Source organism: Paraburkholderia sp. BL27I4N3, assembly GCF_003386115.1.
Lineage (GTDB): Bacteria > Pseudomonadota > Gammaproteobacteria > Burkholderiales > Burkholderiaceae > Paraburkholderia.
Map to the genome: position 1 here is coordinate 6,170,821 of NZ_QREJ01000001.1, position 20,479 is coordinate 6,191,299.

The following is a 20,479-nucleotide window of genomic DNA, read 5'->3' on the forward strand; positions in this document are numbered from 1 at the left end:
AAAGGAGTTTCACCATGCATTGGATCGACCCCGCCTGCCTGCCCGAAACGCGCGGCAAAGTCGTGCTGTTCCTGCTCAATCCGCACGGCGACGCGGACGGTTTCATTCTTCAGCACGCCGACGGCACGCAGCAGCAGGTGCATTTCCCGCCTCATCTGGGCAAACAGATCGCGCGTCACATCGCGCCCGGCGACACCGTACGCGTGCGCGGCGTGAAACCGCGCGACGCCGAACTGATCGCCGCCGTCTCGGTGACGAGCCGGCAAGGCATCGAGATCGTCGACGACGGTCCACACGCGCACGAACATGGTCCGAAACATGAACACGGCCCCGAACGCCACGGCGAGCCGATGGACGTGCAAGGCGAAGTGGTCATGCCGCTCTACGGACCGAAAGGAGAACTGCGCGGCGCGCTACTGGAAGACGGCACGTCGCTGCGTATGCCGCCGCATGCCGCCGCCGAACTCGTCGCCTATCTGACGCCGGGCGTTCACGTGCAGGCATGGGGCCGTGGTGTGAAAAACCGGCTGGGTTGCACGGTCGATGTACACGACATCGCCGAACTGGTCGACGAGGAAATCGCGTCGGACGCCTGAGCGCATGTCAAGTGGCGACCAACGACGCCGGTCGCCACGCACGTTCACACCGCTCACGCGTCACGGATGGTTGTACATCGCATTCCAATCCGCGCTGGGAACGGGCGCGCGCCCCGCCTCCGACGAACCACCCGCGGCGCCACCAAAACCGGTCGCCGCATGGCGTGCCGCCACTCGTGCTTCGGCGGCCTGAATATCGGCCGGATAGTTCGGATCCTCCCCGCGGCCCGGGTTATAGCCGGCCTGTTCGAGTTCGAGCAACTCGGCACGCACCTGCGCACGGGTCACAGGCGAGTTCGATTGAGCAAACACCGCAACCGGCGCTGCAAGGACAGCGGCAACCACAACGGCTTGAATAAGGGACTTCATGACGACGACCTCCACACTTTGCTTTGCTCTGCTACGAACAGCCCTGTTCGTAATTCAGTGATGACAGTCTAGAAAGGTCGGTGCTCGAGAATAAGGGCCGTGCGTGGAGAGGATTGTTCCCGAATGTGGATAAAGCGTGGCTGGGCCGCCCTATCTCGAAGCGAAGGTCGGCACGCAAGCAGCGCTATCGGCGCGGGAAAAGACACAGATGCGTCTTAACGTGGAGATTTGGATTTCCGCAGCGGTGACCGGCGTAGTCGATCTGCTCGCCTGGAGCCAGGTCCGTCGGCGCCTTATGCGCGGACGGTCGCGGCTTGGCGGCAACCGCCGGCTCGCCACCGCTGCTCGCACATCCCGCGAGGCTTGTGGCAAGGATCGCCGTCAAGGCAGATTTTTGCAGTAACACGCGCATGTCGCCGCCTCGTCATTCTCGGAGAAAGATGCGTCATCCTGCTCCGCGAAGCTCGCTGCCAGCATCACGCCAATATGACAAAAATCTCATGCGCGCGGCCGCGCGACCGCCGTTTCGTCGCTACCGTGGGTTCTGACATTTTTCTCATGTTTCGGTCACGATTGCACACCACCGGCGCTTCACACTGAGCTCACGAATCGCCAAACGGCGGTCGTCACTCAGGAGATTTCACCATGAACGCTGCAAAACTCTTCACCCTGTCAGTCGCCGCCCTGACGATATTCGGCACGGCCTCGCAGCTTGCGCAGGCGCAAGGCAAGACTCGCGCGGAGGTGAAACAGGAACTGGTTCACGCGCAACACACCGGCGTGATTCCGTCCAGCAAGACGCAATACCCGCCAGACGCCAATACGATTGCCCGCAACAAGCAGACACACGCCATTACGTTGCATGGCGGTGAAAAGTCGCCCGCTCTGGACCAGCATGACAAGCTCGCCGCGAAGTAACGACACGTGCCGCCGGGAGAAGATGCCCGGCGGCATGCGTATGCCGGTTGCCGATGAACGGCGCGCCCTCACGCGTCGCGCACGGCGTCGCGAGCCGGGCGCGCCGCCACGCCGCGAGGTGATCAACCGTGGTTGGGAAAGCGCAGCCAGAAACGGGTGCGAACATGCGGGCGGCTTTCGAAGCCGCACTGTCCTCCGTGGCTCTTCATGATCGACTTCACGATGGCAAGACCCAGCCCTGTGCCCGATGCCGAACCGTGCCGCGAAGGGTCCACACGATAGAACCGCTCGAATATGCGTTCGAGATGGCGAGCTTCGATTCCCGCTCCCGAGTCCGACACGCTCAGCGTGGTCGCGTCCGGCTCCTCCTTGCAGTCGATGGTAATGGTGGTCCCTTGCGGCGCCTGCACGAGCGCGTTCGACAGCAGGTTGCTGAGCGCGCGTTGAAAGAGCAGCAGATCGGCACGCACCGTGCCCTCGCCCGTCACCTTGATCTTGACGTGCACGTCTTCGGCCACGGTCTCGTAGTAGCCGGCGACACGTTCGGCCTCCGCGACCGCGTCGAGTGAACGCAAGGACAGCAGCGCGTCGGCCTGATCGGCACGCGCGAGGAAAAGCATGTCTTCGATCATGCGCGACAGCCGCTGATACTCGTCCACGCTGGATTCGATCACGTCCCGGTAATCTTCCGCGCTGCGACGCTGTGACAATGCCACCTGAGCCGCGGCGAGCAGATTGGTGAGCGGCGTGCGCATATCGTGCGCCAGATTGGCGGAGAACTGGCTCAGCCGGGTGAACGATTCGTCGAGCCGCGCCAGCATGCCGTTAAAGGCCTGCTCCAGTTCCTTCAACTCGCCCGACACATGCAACTCCGGCAGCGGCTGCGCCAGGCCGCTCGTCGACATCGCCTCTGCCCTGGCCACCAGCCTGCGCAGCGGGAGCAGACCCAGCATGGCGATGCCGTAGGCGAACGCGGCGGCCAGAAGCACACCCAACACTTCAATGACCAGCGCGGTGTACGCGTATGCGTTCAACAGAGCCTGATCACTGGTTCGATCGTATTGAACGACGACGCGCATTTGCGGTCCGATGCCGTCGTTGAGCGCCGCGCTCTCCAGCAGATATCGAAGATTCGAACCGGCGCGCGCGAGCGCCACGCGCGCACGCTTCAGCCCGCTTGCGGAAAGCGGCGCATACGGCTTGAACCCCGCCGTGCTCAGCAGGCGTTGGCCGGCTGCATCGTAAATGGCAAGCGCCATGTGCGGATGCCCATGCAGGTGGTCGGTCAACGTCTGCGCATCGGCGGCGATGCCCTTCACAGTCGGAAGCCCCGCCAGATGCGTGCGTAACGCCGCCATCGTGCCGGACATCTGTTCGATCGAGTTCGACTCGAGGCGGCCGCGCAGCGCCTGATAGAGCGCAAGCCCGCTCAGCGCGAGGATCGCGGACGTGGACAGGATGATGAGAACCGTGAGCCTTGCACGCAGCGTACGCGGCACCACGCGCCTGATCAATTGCCGCCGCCCCGGTTCTCCAGCACATAGCCCATGCCTCTCACGGTGTGAATGAGCTTGGGTTCGTAGGCGTCGTCGATCTTGGAGCGCAGCCGCCTGATTGCCGAATCGACCACGTTCGTATCGCTATTGAAGTTCATGTCCCACACTTGCGACGCGATCGTTGCGCGTGGCAGGATTTCCCCTTCCTTGCGCATGAGCAGCCACAGCAGCGTGAATTCCTTGGCGGTGAGCAGGATCACGTCGCTTTGCCGGGTCGCCTTACGCCGCGTTAGATCCAGTTCGAGATCCGCGACCTTCAGTAACGCGGATTCGCGCGGCTTGCCGCGCCGCAGGATAGACCTCACGCGCGCGACCAGTTCGACGAAGTCGAATGGCTTCGCGAGGTAGTCGTCGGCGCCGAGTTCCAGTCCCTTGACGCGGTCTCCCACGTCGTCGCGCGCAGTGAGAAACAGCACCGCCGTGCAGCGTGTGCGGCGCAGGTTTTGCAGCAGCGTCCAACCGTCCTGTCCCGGCAGCATCACGTCGAGGATCAACAGGTCGTAGTCTTCCGTCTCCGCCTGATGCTGTCCTGTCACACCGTCTTGCGCCCAATCGACAACGTAGCCCGCCTCCGACAAGCCCTTTCGCAAATAGGCGCCGGTCTTCGGCTCGTCTTCCACCAGCAGAATCCGCATTTGCCACTACCTCGAAAAAATGCCCAACCGCCGCAGCAGCTGAGCGGGCGACGTTTTCGCCAGCCAGCCCGATGCAGCGGCGCGCCATGACGACGAATGAGCGGTCCGGTACAGCACGGGCAAAACCAGCAATGTCAAGGCCGTGGACGACAGGATGCCGCCGATGACCACCGTTGCCAACGGACGCTGCACCTCCGAGCCCGTGCCGGTTGCGAACGCCATCGGCAAAAAGCCGAGCGACGCGACGAGCGCTGTCATCAGCACGGGCCGCAGCCGTGTCAAGGCGCCCTCCTGGACGGCCGCGTCCAGCGCCGTGCCTTCATCGCGCAGGTTCCGGATGAAGGAAATCATGACGAGCCCGTTAAGGACTGCGACACCCGACAGCGCGATAAACCCCACCGCAGCGGTGATGGACAGCGGAATGCCCCGCAGCCAGAGCGACAGCACGCCGCCGCTCAGTGCGAATGGAATACCCGTGAAGACTAGCAAGCCATCCTTAGCATTATTAAACATAATGAACAGCAGAACAAACACCATGAAGAGCGAAAGCGGCACCACCAGCTTCAGGCGCTCGCTCGCGCTTTGCAACTGCTCGAACTGGCCGCCCCACGACAACCAGTAACCGGAAGGCACCTGGACATCCTGACGGATCTGCTCGCGCGCGTCCGCCACGAACGAGCCGACATCGCGCCCACGGACATTCGCGCTCACCACCACACGCCGCTTGCCGTCTTCGCGGCTGATCTGGTTGGGACCAGGCGCGACATCGACCGTGGCCAGTTCGGCGAGCGGCACATACGGCGCCTGCGCGAGCGGCACGCTGCCGCCCACCGCCGCGGCAAACGGCAACGCGATCGGCAAGCGCTTGATCGCTTCGATATCCGAGCGAAGTTCGTCCGGCAAGCGCACGACGATATCGAAACGCCGGTCGCCCTGAAACAGCGTGCCGGTTTTCTGGCCGCCCACCGCGGCAGCGACCGTGTCCTGAATGTCGCCTACCGTGACGCCATAGCGCGCCAGCTTGTCTCGGTCCACGTTAATGGTGAGAACCGGCAAGCCGCTGGTTTGTTCGATCTTGACCTCCGCGGCGCCCGGCACTTTCTGCAAGGCCGCCGCGATCTTCTCGCCCCCGTCGCTGAGCACCACCATGTCGTCACCGAAGAGTTTTACCGCGACATCGCTGCGCACGCCAGAGATCAATTCGTTGAAACGGAGTTGAATCGGCTGGGAAAATTCATAACTGTTCCCCGGCAATTCGGCAAGAACGGCTTCGATCTCCGCAACGAGTGTGTCGCGCGACTTGTTCGGGTCCGGCCATTTGTCAGTCGGCTTGAGCATGATGTAGCCGTCGGACAGGTTGGGCGGCATCGGATCCGCCGCGATTTCCGCTGTCCCTGTACGGGCAAAGACGCGCTCGATTTCCGGAAACCGTTGCTTCAACGTTTTCTCAATAGATTTTTGCATGTCGACCGATTGGGACAGACTCGTACCCGGAATGCGCAATGCAGCGACGGCCAGGTCGCCCTCGTTCAGACTCGGGATGAACTCGCTGCCCAGGCGCGCCGCGAGGCCGATACTCAGCGTGACGATCAGGAACGCGCCCGCCAGCACGCGTTTCGGGCGCGCCAGGCAAGCGCTGAGCAGCGGCTCATAACCGCGCCTAGCCCAACCCATCAAACCGTTTTCCTTTTCTTCGACGCGCTTGCCGATAAACAACGCCACCGCGGCGGGGATGAAGGTGACCGTCAACAGCATCGCGGCGGCCAACGCCATCACGACCGTCACCGCCATCGGGTGAAACATCTTCGCCTCGACGCCGGTGAGCGCGAAAATCGGCAAATAGACCACCATGATGATCAGTTGACCGAATATCAGCGCGCGCCGCGCTTCCTGCGACGCGCCGAAGACTTCGGCGAAACGCTCCTCGCGGCTCAGCGGCCGGCCGGCGAGCGCCTGCGCGTGAGCCAGCCGCCTCACGCAGTTTTCAACAATCACAACCGCGCCGTCGACAATGATCCCGAAGTCGAGTGCGCCCAGACTCATGAGGTTCGCGCTCACCTTCGCATTGACCATGCCGGTGAAGGTCATCAGCATCGACAGCGGAATGACGAGCGCCGTGATCAGCGCCGCGCGCAAATTGCCGAGAAAGAGGAACAGCACGACGATCACGAGCACCGCGCCTTCGAGCAGGTTCTTCTTCACTGTCTGCACGGCTTTTTCAACCAGCACGGTGCGGTCGTACACGGGAATCGCGCGCACGCCTCGCGGCAAGCTGCGGTTGACGTCCTCCATCTTGACGGAGACCGCCTTGGCGACGGTGCGGCTGTTCTCCCCGATCAGCATGAATACGGTACCGAGCACGACCTCTTCGCCGTTCGAGGTAGCGGCACCCGTGCGCAATTCACGGCCGATATCCACCTGTCCGACATCCTTGATGCGAACCGGCACGCCGCCGACGTTGGTGATCACGACATTGGCGATGTCGTCGACCGAGCGAGCCTGACCGGGCACCCGCACGAGATACTGCTCGCCACGTTTTTCGATATAGCCTGCGCCGACGTTGGCGTTGTTGCGGTCGATCGCGCGCACCACGTCCGCGAGCGTCAGGCCGTGAGACATGAGCTTGGCGGGACTCGGCGCGACCCGGAACTCCTTCACGTAGCCGCCGATGGAATTTACCTCGGTGACACCGGCAACATTGCGCAGCTGCGGCTTGACGACCCAGTCCTGAAGCTCGCGTAGATCCACCGGCGTATAGCGGGTGCCGTCGGGCTTGACGGCCGACGCGTCGGCTTCCACGGTCCAAAGGTAAATTTCGCCGAGACCCGTGGAGGTCGGTCCCATCGCCGGCGTCGCGCCGGGCGGCAGCTTGTCTCTGGCTTCCTGAATCCGTTCGTTGACGAGCTGACGCGCGAAATAGATGTCGGTACCATCCTTGAAGATCACCGTAACCTGAGACAGGCCGTAGCGGGAGATGGAGCGCGTCTGCGCCAGATTCGGAAGACCAGCCATCGCGGTCTCCACCGGATACGTGATGCGTTGCTCGGCTTCGAGCGGCGAATAGCCCGGCGCCGCGGTGTTGATCTGCACCTGAACGTTGGTGATGTCGGGCACGGCGTCGATGGGCAGCTTCTGATAGCTGTACACGCCCCAACCCGCGATGGCGGCCATGGCCAGCATGACCAGCCAGCGGTGCGCGATGGCAAAGCGAATCAGTCTTTCGAACATGCGAAGGGTCCTTGGAAAACCGGAACTCGGAAAAGCGGTCTGCCAAAGGCAGATCACGGCAGCTTCATGGCGACGAAGCGTCAGTCTTCCCCGGCACTGCCTTTCCCGAGTTCGGCCTTGAGGACGAAGCTGTTCGCAGCGGCGTACGTTTGCCCCGGCCGAAGTCCTTTCAGCACTTCGATGACCTTGTCGTCGCGCCGTCCCGTCTCGACGGCAAGCGCAACGAAACCGCCCGGCGATTGCACGAAGATCGCGGGCGCGCCGTCGATCTCCTGCAGCGCGTCGCTCGCGACCGCGAGCGGCACGCTTTGCTTGCCGGCATCCACCGATACATTGACGAACATGCCCGGCCGCCACGCGCCGTCCGGATTCGGCAGCACGACGCGCGCCGGCGCGGTGCGGGTCTGCTCGCCGAGCAACGCGCCGACGTAGGCAATCGGACCGCTCGACTTCGAGTCGAACGCGGTGGCGCTCACCGTCGCTTCGCGGCCGACACGCACATCGTTCAGACGCTGCGCGGGCACCGCCATTTCGGCCCACACGGACGAGAGATCGGAGAGAACGAACACCTTGGCATCCGCCGCGATTGCCTCGCCGGGCGTCACGTGTTTTTCGACCAGCGTTCCGGCAAACGGCGCGCGTAATTCGTAACGGTTCAATGCGCCGCCCGATGGCGCCGCATTCAGCGCGGCCAGCTTCGCGCGGGCGTTTTGCGTGGCGATCTCCGCTTCGCGCAACACGACCTGCGCCTGGAGAAAGTCCTGCTCGGCCGAGATACGCTCCTGCCACAGCGTCCTTTCGCGTTGGTACGAAGTCCGCGCGGCGGCGAGGCGGCGCTCCGCGCTCAACAGCTCGCTTCGGCGATCCGCAAGATCGGTGCTGGCGATGACGGCCAGCACTTGCCCCTGCACGACTTTCTCGCCGATCGAGACATTCACTCGCTCGACGATGCCCGCCACGCGCGGCACGACGTGGGCTGTCCGATCCTCATTGAATCTGATCTCACCGGGAAACTGGAAGGCCGCGAGAATCTGCGCGGGACCGGCGCGGTCGAGACGAATCCGCGCCGCCTCGATTTGCGCCGCGCTGAGCGCGATCGCCCCATCGGCACGCGAAAACACGAACGAGGCGGACTGCCCGCGCCACTGGAGGTCGATGGATGCGTCGAAGACGTGAGGCTTCGCGATCGGTTCCGCGGACGTCAGCTTCTGCCCCGCCCACGCGAATCGCAATGGCTGGATCGAACCGTCGTAACGCTTGATCGAACCCGACACGCCCACGTCCTTGTCCGCGGGTTTACCTTCGACAAACGGATAGACGACGAGCCGCGCGTCGCCCGGCTTCTCGGACAGGACGACTTCAACGGCTAGCGCGCCATTTCGGAACACGGTGCCGCCATGCTGGCCGGGCGCAGCCATTGCGCTTGCCGACGTGCCGGCAGCGGCCGAAGCACCCGCGGTTTCCGACGGCACCCGCGTCATCGCGAACACGGCGAGCGCGAGGCTCACGCCGCTAAGCGTCGCCGCAGCGGCGACCATGAGTTTTTTTGTACTCAGCATGAGAAGTCCTTCAAGGTAGACGGGGCGCGCGGCCGGGCAGCGGGACGCCGACCAGACGATCGATTTCTGCGTAGGCGAGGTGCGCATCGGTCAATGCCTGCACGTATTGCGACTGGCCCTGAAACAGCGTGCGCTGCGCATCCAGGACGTCGAGGAAGCTGAACTTGCCGAGTTCATAGCCGCGCGACATCGCGTCGAGCGCCTCGCGCGCGGCCGGCAGGACATCCGTTTTCAGACGCCGCGCTTCCAGGCTCGACCGCTCGTAGTTGGCGTACGCCTGAGTCAGATCGAGTTGCAGGCGCGCCTTTTCACTGTCGAAATCGGCGCTCGCCTTCTCGGCTTTGTGCACCGATTCGAGCAGCGCACCCCGGTTGGTGTCGAACAGCGGAAGCGGAATCGAAACGCCCACCACGGCCTGGTTGCCCGGCACCCCGCCGGTCACGACCCGCTTCATGCCCGCGCTGAACGTGATATCGGGGATACGTTTCGCGCGCTCGAGGGCAATCGCGGCGTTGCTGCGCAGCGTCTCGGCCTGGGCGGCACGCGCGAGCGGCGCGTCTGACAGTTGGGGCAACAGTCCGGCGAGCGTTTCGAGCGCCGGCACGTTTTCGATGTCGCCCGCCACAGGACGTCCACGCGCGAGCGGACTGCCGGTCACGTTCGAGAGCCTTTCCGCCGCGATGGTCAGCCGCGAGGCCGCGTTGGCCTGTTCGATTTGAACGCCGGTTGCGGCGACCCGCGCTTTGGTGGCCTCGACCGGTGACACCTTGCCGGCCCGCGCGCGTTTGTCCGCCAGCTCCGCCGATCTCGTCGCGATGTCCGCGGACTCGCGCGCCACCTCCAACTGGCGCTGCGCCGCGAGCAATCCGTAAAACGCGGCGATGACGTCCGAGCGCAAGGCCGCGCCGCGCGCATCGAGCGACGCGAGCGCCACTTCACGCCCATAAGAGGCGACGTCGAGGCGCGCCTGACGCTTACCGCCGAGTTCGACGGTCTGATTGACGAGCGCCGTCGACGTGCGCTCCATGCCGCCGAATCCTTCCTGCAGCAGCGAGATTTGTGGATTGGGGCGGGCGCCTGCCTGGATGAACGTGCCGCGCGACGCGTCGGCGTCGGCGCGCGCGCCGCGCAGCAACGGGTTGTTCTCGGCGGCGATACCGAGCGCCTCGTCGAGCGACAGGGCGGCACGGTCGGGAAGCGCAGCTTGTGCGATTGGTGATGAAGGTCGATTGTCTTGCGCCAGCGGCGCAGCGGATTGCGCGACGGCAGGGTTCACCACAGCGATCGCGAGTGTGGCAGCCAGGTTGCGGGTGAGCATGGTGATGTGACATGTTGACGAGGTGCGACCGATGCTACGGTCCCGCCGCCATGCCAACATGGTGGAAAAATGAGATTTCTGTCATCTTTCGCGGCCAACGCGACTGGGTTAGCCGCGGCGGCGGCGATGCCCGCCGCACGGTTGGCCTGGGAAGACTCGCCCACGGCAATGCTGGCGATGCCGTTCGAGGTCGAGCACCGTCGCCCACCCACGACCTGATGCGCCCGTCGATCACGAACCTGCCGCGACTGCTCATTGCCGGCGAAGAAACATCCGGAAGCCCGCAAACTTCACGCTGTCCCTGGTAACAGGGTCCAACTGCCGGCACTCCACATGAATCCCCCGCGCCGGCGCGTTCTCCAGAAATTCATCGATCATGTCTCGCACGTCGGGATCGATGAAGTCCGCGCGGCTGCCGTCGAGTATCACCGTGGCGCGATCAGGAATTGCCTTCAGATGTTCCTTGAGACTGACCTTCGCGAGAAACGACACGTCCTTGCGCAATGACAGCAGAATGTGGTCGTCATGCCGAGCCATCGTGATCGGCCGCTGCATATGCACATGAATGGCGAACGCGACGCTGCACACGATCCCCAGCACGATGCCCATCAGCAGATCGGTGAGCAGCACGGCGCCGATCGTCACGACGAACGGTACGAAGCGCGTAAGACCTTGCCTGGCGGCATCCGCAAACATCGACGGTTTGGCAAGCTTCAGACCCGTGAAGATCAAGATGGCGGCGAGACTCGCGAGCGGAATCAGATTGATTACCGCCGTCAGCGCGAAAACGCTCACGAGCAGCAATACGCCGTGCACGACAGCCGACCAACGGCTCTGCGCGCCCGCATTGACGTTGGCGGAACTGCGGACGATCACGGACGTGATCGGCAATCCGCCAATCGCACCGGCCACCATGTTGCCGATACCCTGTGCCCTGAGTTCGCGGTCCGGTTGCGCGGGGCGCTTCTTCGGATCGATCTGCTCAACGGCTTCGAGACTGAGCAGCGTCTCCAGACTCGCAACGATCGCGATGGTCATTGCCAGGCGCCAAACGTCGGGGTTCAGCAAGTGCGTCAATTGAGGCCAGTTGAACGCCTGGTCCAATGCGGCAAGCGAGGCCAGCGACGGCAACGACACACGATGTTCGAGCGGCGGTGCGAAGCCGGGAGCAACGAAGTCCAGCAACAGCGTGAGTGCAATGCCGAACAACACGACCGCGAGCGGCGCGGGCACATAGCGCACGAGCGCAAAGCGTCGCGCGGCACGGGTTTCCCAACTGGTGAGGATCGCGAGCGACACGATCGCAATCGCGCATGCGGCCACGGACATCGCGCCGAACGGCGTGGTGATTGTGCCGGCCGTGCCGGCTGTGCCGCCGTTGCCCAACCCTGCCGCCAGCGGCGTCTGTTTGATGATGAGCAACAGCCCGATCGCCGCCAGCATGCCCTTGATAACCGAAGTCGGCACATAAGCGGCGAAGCGGCCTGCTTTAAGCAGGCCGAATCCGAACTGCATGGCGCCCGCGAGCAGAACCGCCATCAGAAACGAAGGAAAGCTGCCGAGCCTCGTAATCCCGTCGACGACGATCACCACAAGTCCGGCCGCGGGACCGCTGACACTCAGATGCGATCCGCTCAGCAAGCCAACGACAAGGCCGCCGATAATCCCGGAAAGCAGACCGGCGAATGGATCGACGCCGCTTGCATTGGCAATGCCGAGACACAGCGGAAGTGCGACGAGAAAGACGACAGTGCCGGCAAACATGTCGCGGGGAAACGATGCAAACTGTTCGCGTAGATTCATGATGGTTGTGTAATCCAGACGTTTTGTACAAGGTAGGAAGATCGACCGGGTTTTCGGGGGACGCACACTCGCAAACACCGCGGATCGGCCGGCCATCGTCTCTACGTCGTGCCGCGGCCCGCGCAGCCGGTCACTGGATTGGCCTGGCGCTTCGGGCGCGCAAAGCCGATCCATTCATCCGTGACGCGACGTGACGTGGACTGATGTTTCGGTTACCTGATTAATGGCCGCAAGCTGCGTGTACATGACCAACAAACGAGAACTCAGTCAGGTACGCGCGCTGGCTAGCGATCTTGCTGAAAGGGATTTCGGTGCAACGCGCGACGCTGGCCGCCACTCGCGTTTTTGTTGACGCTCAGAAGCAGGCTTGCGCGCGCGGCTGACGCAACGCGGTGACAAACTCCGTTGCCTTGCCCCGGATGGGCATGGCAGGTTCGTCTGCCATGCCAGCGGCGGCGCGGTGCTCAAGCGCGAGCATCACGAACCTGAATAGATGTCGCAGAAACTGACTGGCCCAACACAGTGCGGATTGCCGCCAGGCATCGGGTTGCCGTGCGGCGCGCGGCCAGATTCCTGCGATCCCGCCGGCACGCCGCCTTCGTCACCTTCCGCACCCTCGCCGCTTTGCGCCGGTTGTGCCACGACCTTTACCTTCACCATGTGAGAGAAACTCGGATGAACAAACGGATAAGATGACTCCGTCACGTACTGCAATCCGTTGGCCTGTGCCTCGGTGAGTTGCTGCTTCACCTCGGCACGCGTCAATCCCTGAGCCTGGACAGCGGAGCTAATAAGTAAGGCCGAGGTCAGCCAGAGTGTGACGATCAATTTCATATGCGACTCCGTGACTGTCGAATAGTGTCGCGCCTACTCGCGGGGACAGTGCGAGAGACAACAATGAGAGGAAAATCCGCGCTTGCCGATTACCTGAAATGGCGTTCGGATTCGGCAAACAGCGCCTTGTTGCGCTCGATAGTCGATTTGCTCGGCGGATAGTCGGCTTCGGTAGTCGGTATGAGCCCGTCCCTATAGGCCTGAATGAGCTCCTTGCGGACTTCAGCGCGTGTTTTTCCCTGATGCGCTGATTTGACCGGCGGTGCGGCGCCGTAAGTTTCCGCTTGCGCGATGGGGATCTGTCTGGGAGAAGCCTGCTCCACGTCCGCGAATGCCAACGGGGATAAAGAAGCGCTAAGCAAACCAAGCGCAAGTAATTTTTGAAACTTCATCTGAACCTCCTTTCCACCTGGTGTCGGTATTAACTTGACGCCAGTCTGACTCGCGGAGGGGTCGACAGCATGATTACAAGATGATGTTTTTGTCAGGATGCCGTATGGCCATGCTAGCGTTTCGTGCTTATGCGCACTCAGGCCAGTCGCCAAATGAAAAGCGGCGGCGCCACCCGTGCGCCGCCCTGCGTGAATGGCGGGAAGCGTGCATGACGTGAGCCGCGCGACTCGCGCCGCTCACGTCACCAACGCCACGCGTATCACTTGCGCCACCGCAACGGCCGGCGCAAGTGATGGCGCTCGAGCCTCACACTCGCGCCCGCATGCGAGAAAGACGGCATGCCGCCCAACTCGACGCCCGCGGCACGCTCACGCTCCTCATCCGCTTCAACGGTCTTGCTGGTGTCGATGAAAAGCGCCGCCAGGATGCCGACCGCAAGCAGGCCCGCGGAGATATTGAACGGCACGTTATAGCTGCCGGTCTTCTCGATCAGATAGCCGAACACCACCGGCGACACCATGCCCGCTACGCCGAAGCCCGTGTTCATCATGCCGCCGGCCGTGCCCGCATACTTGCCGGCAATGTCGAGCGGCAACGTCCACAATACCGGGTTGGTGATTTCGAGGAAGAAGAATGAAGCCGACAGGAACCACACGGCCGTCAGCGGATTGGTAGCGGACACCATCGGCAGCAGAAACACCAGCGAACCGCCCATGCCCACCACCAGCACCGTGCAACGCGCAAAGCGCAAGCGGCCCGTGATCTTGTAAAGCTTGTCCGACACGACACCGCCGAGCGTGTCGCCGACCACGCCCGCCAGCAGCGGCAGCGCGGTAAAGAGCGCCAATTGCTTGAGATCGAATCCACGCGACTCGCGCAGATAGGACGGCAGCCACGTCAGATAGACCCACAACAGCCAGCCATAGCAGAAGTCGACGAACGTGACGAGCCACATGCGGCGCACCAGCTTGCGCCACGGCGTGGCCGCACGTTTGGCGCGGTCGCAATCGCCGGCGCGGTAGCCGATTTCCGCGGTTTCCTCGGGCGTGATGCGGCGGTTCTGTTCCGGCGAATTGGTGAACACGAAGAGATAGAGCACGGTCCACGCGAGGCTCGCGATGCCGAGCAGGATGAACGCGTCGCGCCAGCCGCCGGTGGCCACCACGGCCAGCACCAGCGGCGGCGTGATCGCGCCGCCCAGACGCGCGAAACTATGCGTGATGCCTTGCGCGAAACCGCGCTCGGCGACCGGCATCCAGTAGGTGAAGGCGCGCGTCGCGGTAGGAAACGCGCCGCCTTCGCCGATGCCGAGCGCGAAGCGCATCACGACCAGCATGGTGACGCTGCCCGCGAAACCGGTGGCGAGCGTGGCCACGCCCCAGATCAGCGACAGCACGGTGAGCACCAGTTTCGGCCCGTACTTGTCGGCGAGCCAGCCGCCGATGATCTGCATCGCCGCATACGGATAAGCGAAGGCCGAGAACACCAGCCCGAGTTGAACGGTCGTGAGGCCCATTTCGTGACGAATCAACGGACCGGCCACCGCAATGTTCACTCGATCGATGTACGAGATGAAGTACATCAGGCACATGACCGCCAGGATGATATGGCGTGTCTTGACACGCCGGATACGCGTTTCCATGCTGTCTCCTTTCTATTGTATGTATCGATCTCTACTGCGCGTCGACGACGGCCGCGAGCCGCGTCAGGTGGGCACCAGCTTGAGCCGCTGCACCTTGCCGGAAGGTCCGCGCGGCAGTTCATCGACGAAGCGAAACTCCTTCGGTGTCTTGTAGCGTCCGAGTTCGCGCAAGCAGTGCTCGCGCAGATCCGCCGGATCGGGTGCGCCGCGTCCGTCGCTCGTACGCGGCACCACGAAGGCGACGATCTCCTGGCCGTAGGCCGGGTCGGGCACGCCGACCGCCGCGGCATCCAGCACATCGGGATGACGCAACAATGCTTCGTCGATTTCGCGCGGCGCAATGTTCTCGCCGCCTTTGATGATCAATTCTTTCGCGCGGCCGTTGATGTAGAAGTAGCCGTCCGCGTCGCGATAACCGAGGTCGCCGGTGCGCAGCCAGCCGTCCGGCGTAAAGGCAGCGGCTGTCTCTTCGGGCTGCTTGTAATAGCCGCTCATCACCTGCTCGCCGCGCAACACCAGCTCGCCGCATTCGTTGGCGGCGCACTCGCGCCCTTCGCGGTCGATCACTCTCGCCTCGCTGCCCGAAGGCAGACCGATGCTGCCGACGCGCCGCCGATCCATTTCATATGGATTGCTGAAGACTGGTGCCGCGGTTTCGGTCATGCCCATGGTTTCGATCACGCCGATCCCGAAGCGCGCCTCGAACGCGCGATGATGATCGGCGGGCAATGCGGCCGACGCGCTGCGGCAAAACTTCAGCGCGGACAGATCGTAGGTGCATGCTTCGTCGGCATTGAGCAGATAGGCGACGATCGTCGGCACCACGTTGATCCACGTGCAGGCGTGCAGCGCGACGTCGCGCCAGAACGTGCGGGCGGAGAAGCGCGATACCATGACCGCGGAGCCGCCATGAAACAGCGGCGCAAGCAGCGTCACGACCAGACCGTTGATGTGATAAAGCGGCAATGACGCAAGCACGCGATCGTCAGGCGTCAGCCGGTGCTCGGCGCTGATGTTGCGCGCGTTCGCCAGCAGGTTGCGATGCGTCAGGAGGACGCCTTTGGGTGTGCCCGTGGTGCCCGAGGTGTACATCAGCAATGCGACGTCGTCGGCTGTGGGTTCGTGGGCCGTTGCGCGGTCCGCCATTTGCCCCGGCGCGGCGCCGCGCTTCCCGAGCGCCGGCGCTGCGGCAGCGCCCGCGCCATGTGCCGTGGCTTCGACTAATGCAGGTTCGTGCCTCGCCAGCGAAGGCGGTTCGGCATCCTCCGGTTCGGTCTGGATCAACGCGATCTCGCGCGTCAGCCCGGCAGCGTGCAATTCGGCGACTGCCGTGCCGATCGCAGCTTGCGTGTCGCGTGCGGCAAAGATCATGCGTGTATCCGAGTGATCGACGATATAGCGCACCTGCGAGGGCTGGCACAGTAGATTGAGCGGATTGGCGACAAGCCCGCTGTACATGGCAGCAAGCAGTACACGGGCCGTCTGAATGCCGTTGCCCATGAACACGGAAATGACGTCGCCCGGCTGCAGGCCAGCTTCTTTGAAGCGTGCCTCCAGCACGCGGCAGTCGTCGCGCAATTGGCGAAACGTCAGGACGGTCGCGCGCCGATCGGCGACCGGTACTTCATCGTCATCGCGTGCGGAGAGCAGGAAGGGCTTGTCCGGATGCTGCGCGGCACGCTCGTCGATCAGCGCGCGAAGGGTGGCGGGCATGTTCATCGGCCATACCTCGCGAAGAAGTCGCCGAGCAATTCGTCCGTTTCCGGCACGCGCTCTTCGATCGGATAGGCGACCCGCGTGGTGTTCAGATAGTGGCGAAAGCCCAGATTGCCCGAGAAGTTATTGCGGCCCCAGGTGCCACAGCCCATCGACAGCGAGAACGGCAAACCGTTATCGAAGTTGCCGCCGGTGGCCAGGCAATGCGCCTGATTCACGATCACGCGCGCGACGGGCAACGTCACGCCGAGATGGACCGCTTGCGCGGCATCGCTCGAATGCAGTCCGACCGAATGGCCCGCGCCCATGTATGCATAGATGCTGCGCACGACTTCGGCCGCGGCATCGAAATCGGCGGCGCGATATACGGCAAGGACCGGCGCGAGTTTCTCGCCGGAGAACGGATAGTCGCTGCCCGCGCCGCTCTCCTCCACCATCAGGAAAGCGGGATGACGCGCGGCGACTTCCTCCAGACCTGCCACGCGCGCGATCACCTCGGCGGATTTAGCGGTGCACTGTTCGGAGAGCTTGCCGTTGACCCACATCGCAGCCTGCAGGCGGGCCTTCTGCGCGGCGTCGAGGAGTACGCCGCCGCACGCGGTGAGTTCGGCCAGCATCGGCTGATAGATGGCGTCTTCGATCACGATGCTGTTTTCGGACGAGCAACTCGTTGCGTTGTCGAACGTCTTCGAGCGCAGGATCTTGCGCGCCGCATCATGCAAATCCGCGGATGCCGTGACGATCGAGGCCACGTTGCCCGCGCCCACGCCGAACGCGGGCGTGCCGCTCGCGTACGCCATGCGCACGTTCGCCTGAGAACCGGTGGCGACGACCAGATCGCACTGCCGCATCAACGCAGCGGTCGCCGCCTTGCTGATCGGTGCGGGCAGCATCTGCACGAGGTCCGGATCGATACCGGCCTTCGCGAATTGCGTGTGAATGAACTCGATCAGCAAAGCGCAAGACGAGTAGCCTTTGGGAGACGGCGCGACGATTACTGCATTGCCGCATTTGAGCGCGTTGATGATCTTGTTGGCCGGCGTCGCCGCCGGATTGGTCGACGGCGTGATCGCCGCCACCACGCCGACCGCGCGCGCAATTTCGATGAGGCCGCTTGCCTTGTCTTCGGCGATCACGCCGGTGGTCTTTTGCCCGTGCAAATCGCGCAGCAGGCCGAGCGTCTTGCGATAGTTCTTGCGGAACTTGTCGTCGGCGTTGCCGAGGCCCGTGTCATGCACGGCGCGTTCCGCCAGTTGCCGGTTGCGCTCGGGCTCCATGATGGCCCACGCGGCGGCGTCGGCGGCGGTGTCGAGCGCCCGTTGTCCTGCATGCTCGAAAGCGCGCTGCGCCGCGCGCGCCTTCGCAACCAGCGTGGCGACGATGCGCTCGGCTTCGCCGTCCGCATGGTGGCCCGCGATTTCGGCTCCTGTGGCCCTGACGTTCATATGGGTTCGCTCCGCGTGAATAGATTGATTGCAGTGCTATCAATCTAGCCAGCCGCGCTGATGGCGAAGTCCCGTTTTTCGAGCTATCCATCGCAGTGGGTTCGCCAGCATCGGAAAACGCAAAATTCGGTACTTTCCATAGTCCCGAAAAGCAATGAAGTCGATGCAAAATCATTGCTGTGAATACGCTGGCGAGGGAGCGGGATGTCGACATCGAACCAGTCGAATGCAGCTGCAGTGCGCGCGTTTCGTGTACTCGAAACGCTGGCCGAAGCGGGCAGCCCGCTCTCTATGACCGAGCTTGTCAATGCGCTCGGCCTGCCCAAGCAGACCGTTCACCGCATCCTCGTGCAATTGATGGATGCGTGGCTCGTCACGCGCGGCGCGGGTGATCGTCTTTACGAATGTTCGCCACGCGTGCGCATGCTCGCGGTCAATGTGCTGATGCATGCGGGACCGGCCGCCGCGCGTCACGTGCTGCTCGAACAACTGGTGGCGAAAATCGGCGAGACCTGCAATCTGACCATGCTGTCAGGCAACGATGTCGTCTACGTGGATCGAGTCGAAACCGAATGGCCGCTGCGCATGCATTTGCAGCCGGGTTCGCATGTGCCGCTGCATTGCTCGGCGAGCGGCAAGCTGCTGCTGAGCTTTCTGCCGAAAGACCGGCGCGAACGCGTGATCGAGACGCTGCCGCTGCGCGGCTATTCGGAACGGACGATCACCGATCGCGACGCATTGCGCAAGGAATTGACCACCACGCGGCGGCGGTTGCTCGCGATCAACAACCAGGAACATCTGCAAGGGCTGATCGCGATTGCCGTGCCGGTAATGCTGGATCGCAATCGCGCCTGCGCGGCGATTGCCGTGCAGGCGCCGGTGGGCAGGGTCACGCTCGACGATCTGCTCGCGTTTGTGCCTGATTTGCGCCATGCGGCGGAAGAGACGGCGAAGACGTTTCGGGAATGACGCCGCTCGCAGCCGCCGTGGTTTAGCAGCGTGCGCGGCAGCGCGGTCTTCGCCGCGGCGCTGTGCGTCACGCGCCGCTTCTGCGATTCAAGCGGGTACAGAATCACGACCGCGCATGCACCACCGCATCGAACCCACCCGCCCGCTTCCTCTCTATAGCCCGCACCGACAGCGCCGATATCAAAGCTGCGAACAGCACATACGCGCACACGGTCCATGGCTTACCGCCGTTCAGCCGCATCAGGATCGTCGCGATGATCGGCGTGAGGCCGCTCGCGAAGATACCCGAGAACTGATACACGAACGAGATACCCGTGTAGCGCACTTCGGCGTCGAACAGTTCGGCAAACAATGCCGCCTCCGGGCCGTACACCATCGCGTAGAAAATGCCGAACGGCACCACGATGGCCGCCCAGATCAACAGCGTGTTGGCCGGCTGCATTTCAATGAGCCAGAAAGCCGGAAACACCGACACGCCGCAAATCAGCGAGCCCCAGAAATACACGCGCGCGCGGCCGAGCTTATCGGACATGCTGCCGAACAGCGGGATGAAAAAGCACATCACGCCGGCCGCGATCATCACGCCGAGCAACGCATCGGTGCGGCTCATCGACACATGTTGCGTGAGGTAGCCGATCGAAAACACGGCGAAAATATTGAAGAACACGCCGTCGATATAACGCGCGCCCATGCCGAGCACCACGGCGCCGCGATAGCGCGTGATCATGTCGACGAACGGAATCTTCGCTTCGCGCCGATTGCGTTTGAGCGCGATGAATTCGGGCGTCTCCATCACCTTGGCGCGAATGTACAGGCCAATCAAAACCAGACCGAGCGACGCGCCGAACGCGATCCGCCAACCCCACGAGAGGAACGCCGTTTCGGGCAGCAAGCGTGAGAGCGCAGCGACCATCCCCGATGCGAGACAGAGTCCGATCGACAAACCGATCTGCGGCAGGCTCGCGTACAGGCCGCGCTTTTCAGGTGGCGCGTATTCATACGCCATCAGCACCGCGCCGCCCCATTCGCCGCCGAGCCCGATGCCCTGCAGCACGCGCAGCGACAACAACAGAATTGGCGCCCAGATGCCGATCTGCGCATAAGTAGGAACGAACGCGACGCCCGCCGTCGAAATCCCCATGATGATGAGCGTCAGAATCAACGCCGATTTACGCCCGATCCGGTCGCCGAAGTGGCCGAATATCACGCCGCCCAAAGGCCGCGTCACGAAGCCCACTGCAAAGGTCGAATAGGCGAGCAGCGTCGATACGAGCGGATCGCTGGCGGGAAAATAGAGCTTGTTGAATACGATGCCGGCGACCACGCCGTAAAGAAAAAAGTCATACCATTCGACGGTTGCGCCGATCACACTGGCGAACGCAACGCGCCGGATAGCGCGGGGATCGATTGCCATAGCAGCAGCTCCTCAATGGACGGCCATGCCGCGCGTATCGACACGCGTACCCGACCGATAACCCCAGTTGTCTCCTCCGGGGCG

At 63.3% G+C, this 20,479-nt stretch carries 16 protein-coding genes; 3 read left to right on the plus strand and 13 right to left on the minus strand.

The features are described 5' to 3' along the window. Positions 1-14 precede the first annotated feature (14 nt). The gene (locus B0G71_RS28025) at positions 15-596 is read left to right on the plus strand and encodes a hypothetical protein (RefSeq protein ID WP_116145860.1); all 582 of its coding nucleotides are present in this window, start codon (positions 15-17) and stop codon (positions 594-596) included. Positions 597-656: 60 nt separating this feature from the next. On the opposite strand, the gene B0G71_RS28030 is transcribed toward B0G71_RS28025, so the two are convergent. Further along, positions 657-965 carry a DUF4148 domain-containing protein gene (locus tag B0G71_RS28030; protein ID WP_116145862.1) on the minus strand — a complete coding sequence of 103 codons (309 nt, stop codon included), beginning with the start codon at positions 963-965 and terminating at the stop codon, positions 657-659. Between the two features lie 645 nt (positions 966-1,610). On the opposite strand from B0G71_RS28030, the gene B0G71_RS28040 reads away from it, so the two are divergent. Continuing rightward, positions 1,611-1,883, plus strand: a complete 273-nt coding sequence (locus B0G71_RS28040; RefSeq protein ID WP_116145863.1) for a DUF4148 domain-containing protein — start codon at positions 1,611-1,613, stop codon at positions 1,881-1,883. A gap of 122 nt (positions 1,884-2,005) precedes the next feature. On the opposite strand, the gene B0G71_RS28045 is transcribed toward B0G71_RS28040, so the two are convergent. The 11 genes from B0G71_RS28045 to sauS all read right to left on the minus strand — a co-directional run bounded on the left by B0G71_RS28045 (position 2,006) and on the right by sauS (position 18,012). Continuing rightward, on the minus strand, positions 2,006-3,397 hold the full coding sequence (locus tag B0G71_RS28045; RefSeq protein ID WP_116145865.1) for a heavy metal sensor histidine kinase: 1,392 nt from the start codon (positions 3,395-3,397) through the stop codon (positions 2,006-2,008). Then, the gene (gene irlR / locus B0G71_RS28050) at positions 3,394-4,074 is read right to left on the minus strand and encodes a heavy metal response regulator transcription factor IrlR (RefSeq protein WP_116145866.1); all 681 of its coding nucleotides are present in this window, start codon (positions 4,072-4,074) and stop codon (positions 3,394-3,396) included. Before irlR ends, B0G71_RS28045 begins: the two co-directional genes overlap by 4 nt. A gap of 6 nt (positions 4,075-4,080) precedes the next feature. Continuing rightward, the gene (locus B0G71_RS28055; protein ID WP_116145868.1) at positions 4,081-7,302 is read right to left on the minus strand and encodes an efflux RND transporter permease subunit; all 3,222 of its coding nucleotides are present in this window, start codon (positions 7,300-7,302) and stop codon (positions 4,081-4,083) included. An 80-nt stretch (positions 7,303-7,382) separates the two neighbouring features. Further along, positions 7,383-8,858, minus strand: coding sequence for an efflux RND transporter periplasmic adaptor subunit (locus B0G71_RS28060; RefSeq protein WP_116148937.1), 1,476 nt, complete (start codon positions 8,856-8,858; stop codon positions 7,383-7,385). A gap of 13 nt (positions 8,859-8,871) precedes the next feature. After that, positions 8,872-10,179 carry a TolC family protein gene (locus B0G71_RS28065; RefSeq protein WP_116145869.1) on the minus strand — a complete coding sequence of 436 codons (1,308 nt, stop codon included), beginning with the start codon at positions 10,177-10,179 and terminating at the stop codon, positions 8,872-8,874. A 252-nt stretch (positions 10,180-10,431) separates the two neighbouring features. After that, entirely contained in the window at positions 10,432-11,985 is a 1,554-nt protein-coding gene (locus tag B0G71_RS28070; RefSeq protein WP_181916935.1) for a SulP family inorganic anion transporter, read from the minus strand. Positions 11,986-12,459: 474 nt separating this feature from the next. Further along, a complete protein-coding gene (locus B0G71_RS28075; protein WP_106276991.1) occupies positions 12,460-12,816 on the minus strand; it encodes a DUF4148 domain-containing protein in 357 nt (118 codons plus the stop codon). Positions 12,817-12,905: 89 nt separating this feature from the next. Continuing rightward, on the minus strand, positions 12,906-13,208 hold the full coding sequence (locus tag B0G71_RS28080) for a DUF4148 domain-containing protein (protein ID WP_116145872.1): 303 nt from the start codon (positions 13,206-13,208) through the stop codon (positions 12,906-12,908). Positions 13,209-13,468: 260 nt separating this feature from the next. Further along, a complete protein-coding gene (locus tag B0G71_RS28085) occupies positions 13,469-14,851 on the minus strand; it encodes an MFS transporter (RefSeq protein ID WP_116145874.1) in 1,383 nt (460 codons plus the stop codon). Between the two features lie 63 nt (positions 14,852-14,914). Continuing rightward, complete coding sequence (locus B0G71_RS28090; protein ID WP_116145875.1) at positions 14,915-16,570, minus strand: AMP-binding protein; 1,656 nt, start codon at positions 16,568-16,570, stop codon at positions 14,915-14,917. Further along, positions 16,567-18,012 carry an acylating sulfoacetaldehyde dehydrogenase gene (gene sauS / locus B0G71_RS28095; RefSeq protein ID WP_116145877.1) on the minus strand — a complete coding sequence of 482 codons (1,446 nt, stop codon included), beginning with the start codon at positions 18,010-18,012 and terminating at the stop codon, positions 16,567-16,569. Before sauS ends, B0G71_RS28090 begins: the two co-directional genes overlap by 4 nt. Before the next feature lie 204 nt (positions 18,013-18,216). Here sauS and B0G71_RS28100 point away from each other — a divergent pair, with 204 nt between their 5' ends. Further along, a complete protein-coding gene (locus tag B0G71_RS28100) occupies positions 18,217-18,981 on the plus strand; it encodes an IclR family transcriptional regulator (RefSeq protein WP_106300702.1) in 765 nt (254 codons plus the stop codon). 103 nt (positions 18,982-19,084) lie between these two features. Here B0G71_RS28100 and B0G71_RS28105 read toward each other — a convergent pair whose 3' ends face one another. After that, positions 19,085-20,395, minus strand: a complete 1,311-nt coding sequence (locus B0G71_RS28105) for an MFS transporter (protein ID WP_116145879.1) — start codon at positions 20,393-20,395, stop codon at positions 19,085-19,087. Positions 20,396-20,479 lie beyond the last annotated feature (84 nt).

Excerpts from the sequence above, each read along its gene's own strand:
- B0G71_RS28040 (WP_116145863.1), top strand. The coding sequence starts at position 1,611 with ATGAACGCTGCAAAACTCTTCACCCTGTCAGTCGCCGCCCTGACGATA.
- sauS (WP_116145877.1), bottom strand. The coding sequence starts at position 18,012 with ATGAACGTCAGGGCCACAGGAGCCGAAATCGCGGGCCACCATGCGGAC.
- B0G71_RS28055 (WP_116145868.1), bottom strand. The coding sequence starts at position 7,302 with ATGTTCGAAAGACTGATTCGCTTTGCCATCGCGCACCGCTGGCTGGTC.
- B0G71_RS28030 (WP_116145862.1), bottom strand. The coding sequence starts at position 965 with ATGAAGTCCCTTATTCAAGCCGTTGTGGTTGCCGCTGTCCTTGCAGCG.
- B0G71_RS28065 (WP_116145869.1), bottom strand. The coding sequence starts at position 10,179 with ATGCTCACCCGCAACCTGGCTGCCACACTCGCGATCGCTGTGGTGAAC.
- B0G71_RS28075 (WP_106276991.1), bottom strand. The coding sequence starts at position 12,816 with ATGAAATTGATCGTCACACTCTGGCTGACCTCGGCCTTACTTATTAGC.
- irlR (WP_116145866.1), bottom strand. The coding sequence starts at position 4,074 with ATGCGGATTCTGCTGGTGGAAGACGAGCCGAAGACCGGCGCCTATTTG.
- B0G71_RS28090 (WP_116145875.1), bottom strand. The coding sequence starts at position 16,570 with ATGAACATGCCCGCCACCCTTCGCGCGCTGATCGACGAGCGTGCCGCG.
- B0G71_RS28025 (WP_116145860.1), top strand. The coding sequence starts at position 15 with ATGCATTGGATCGACCCCGCCTGCCTGCCCGAAACGCGCGGCAAAGTC.
- B0G71_RS28105 (WP_116145879.1), bottom strand. The coding sequence starts at position 20,395 with ATGGCAATCGATCCCCGCGCTATCCGGCGCGTTGCGTTCGCCAGTGTG.
- B0G71_RS28085 (WP_116145874.1), bottom strand. The coding sequence starts at position 14,851 with ATGGAAACGCGTATCCGGCGTGTCAAGACACGCCATATCATCCTGGCG.
- B0G71_RS28100 (WP_106300702.1), top strand. The coding sequence starts at position 18,217 with ATGTCGACATCGAACCAGTCGAATGCAGCTGCAGTGCGCGCGTTTCGT.
- B0G71_RS28080 (WP_116145872.1), bottom strand. The coding sequence starts at position 13,208 with ATGAAGTTTCAAAAATTACTTGCGCTTGGTTTGCTTAGCGCTTCTTTA.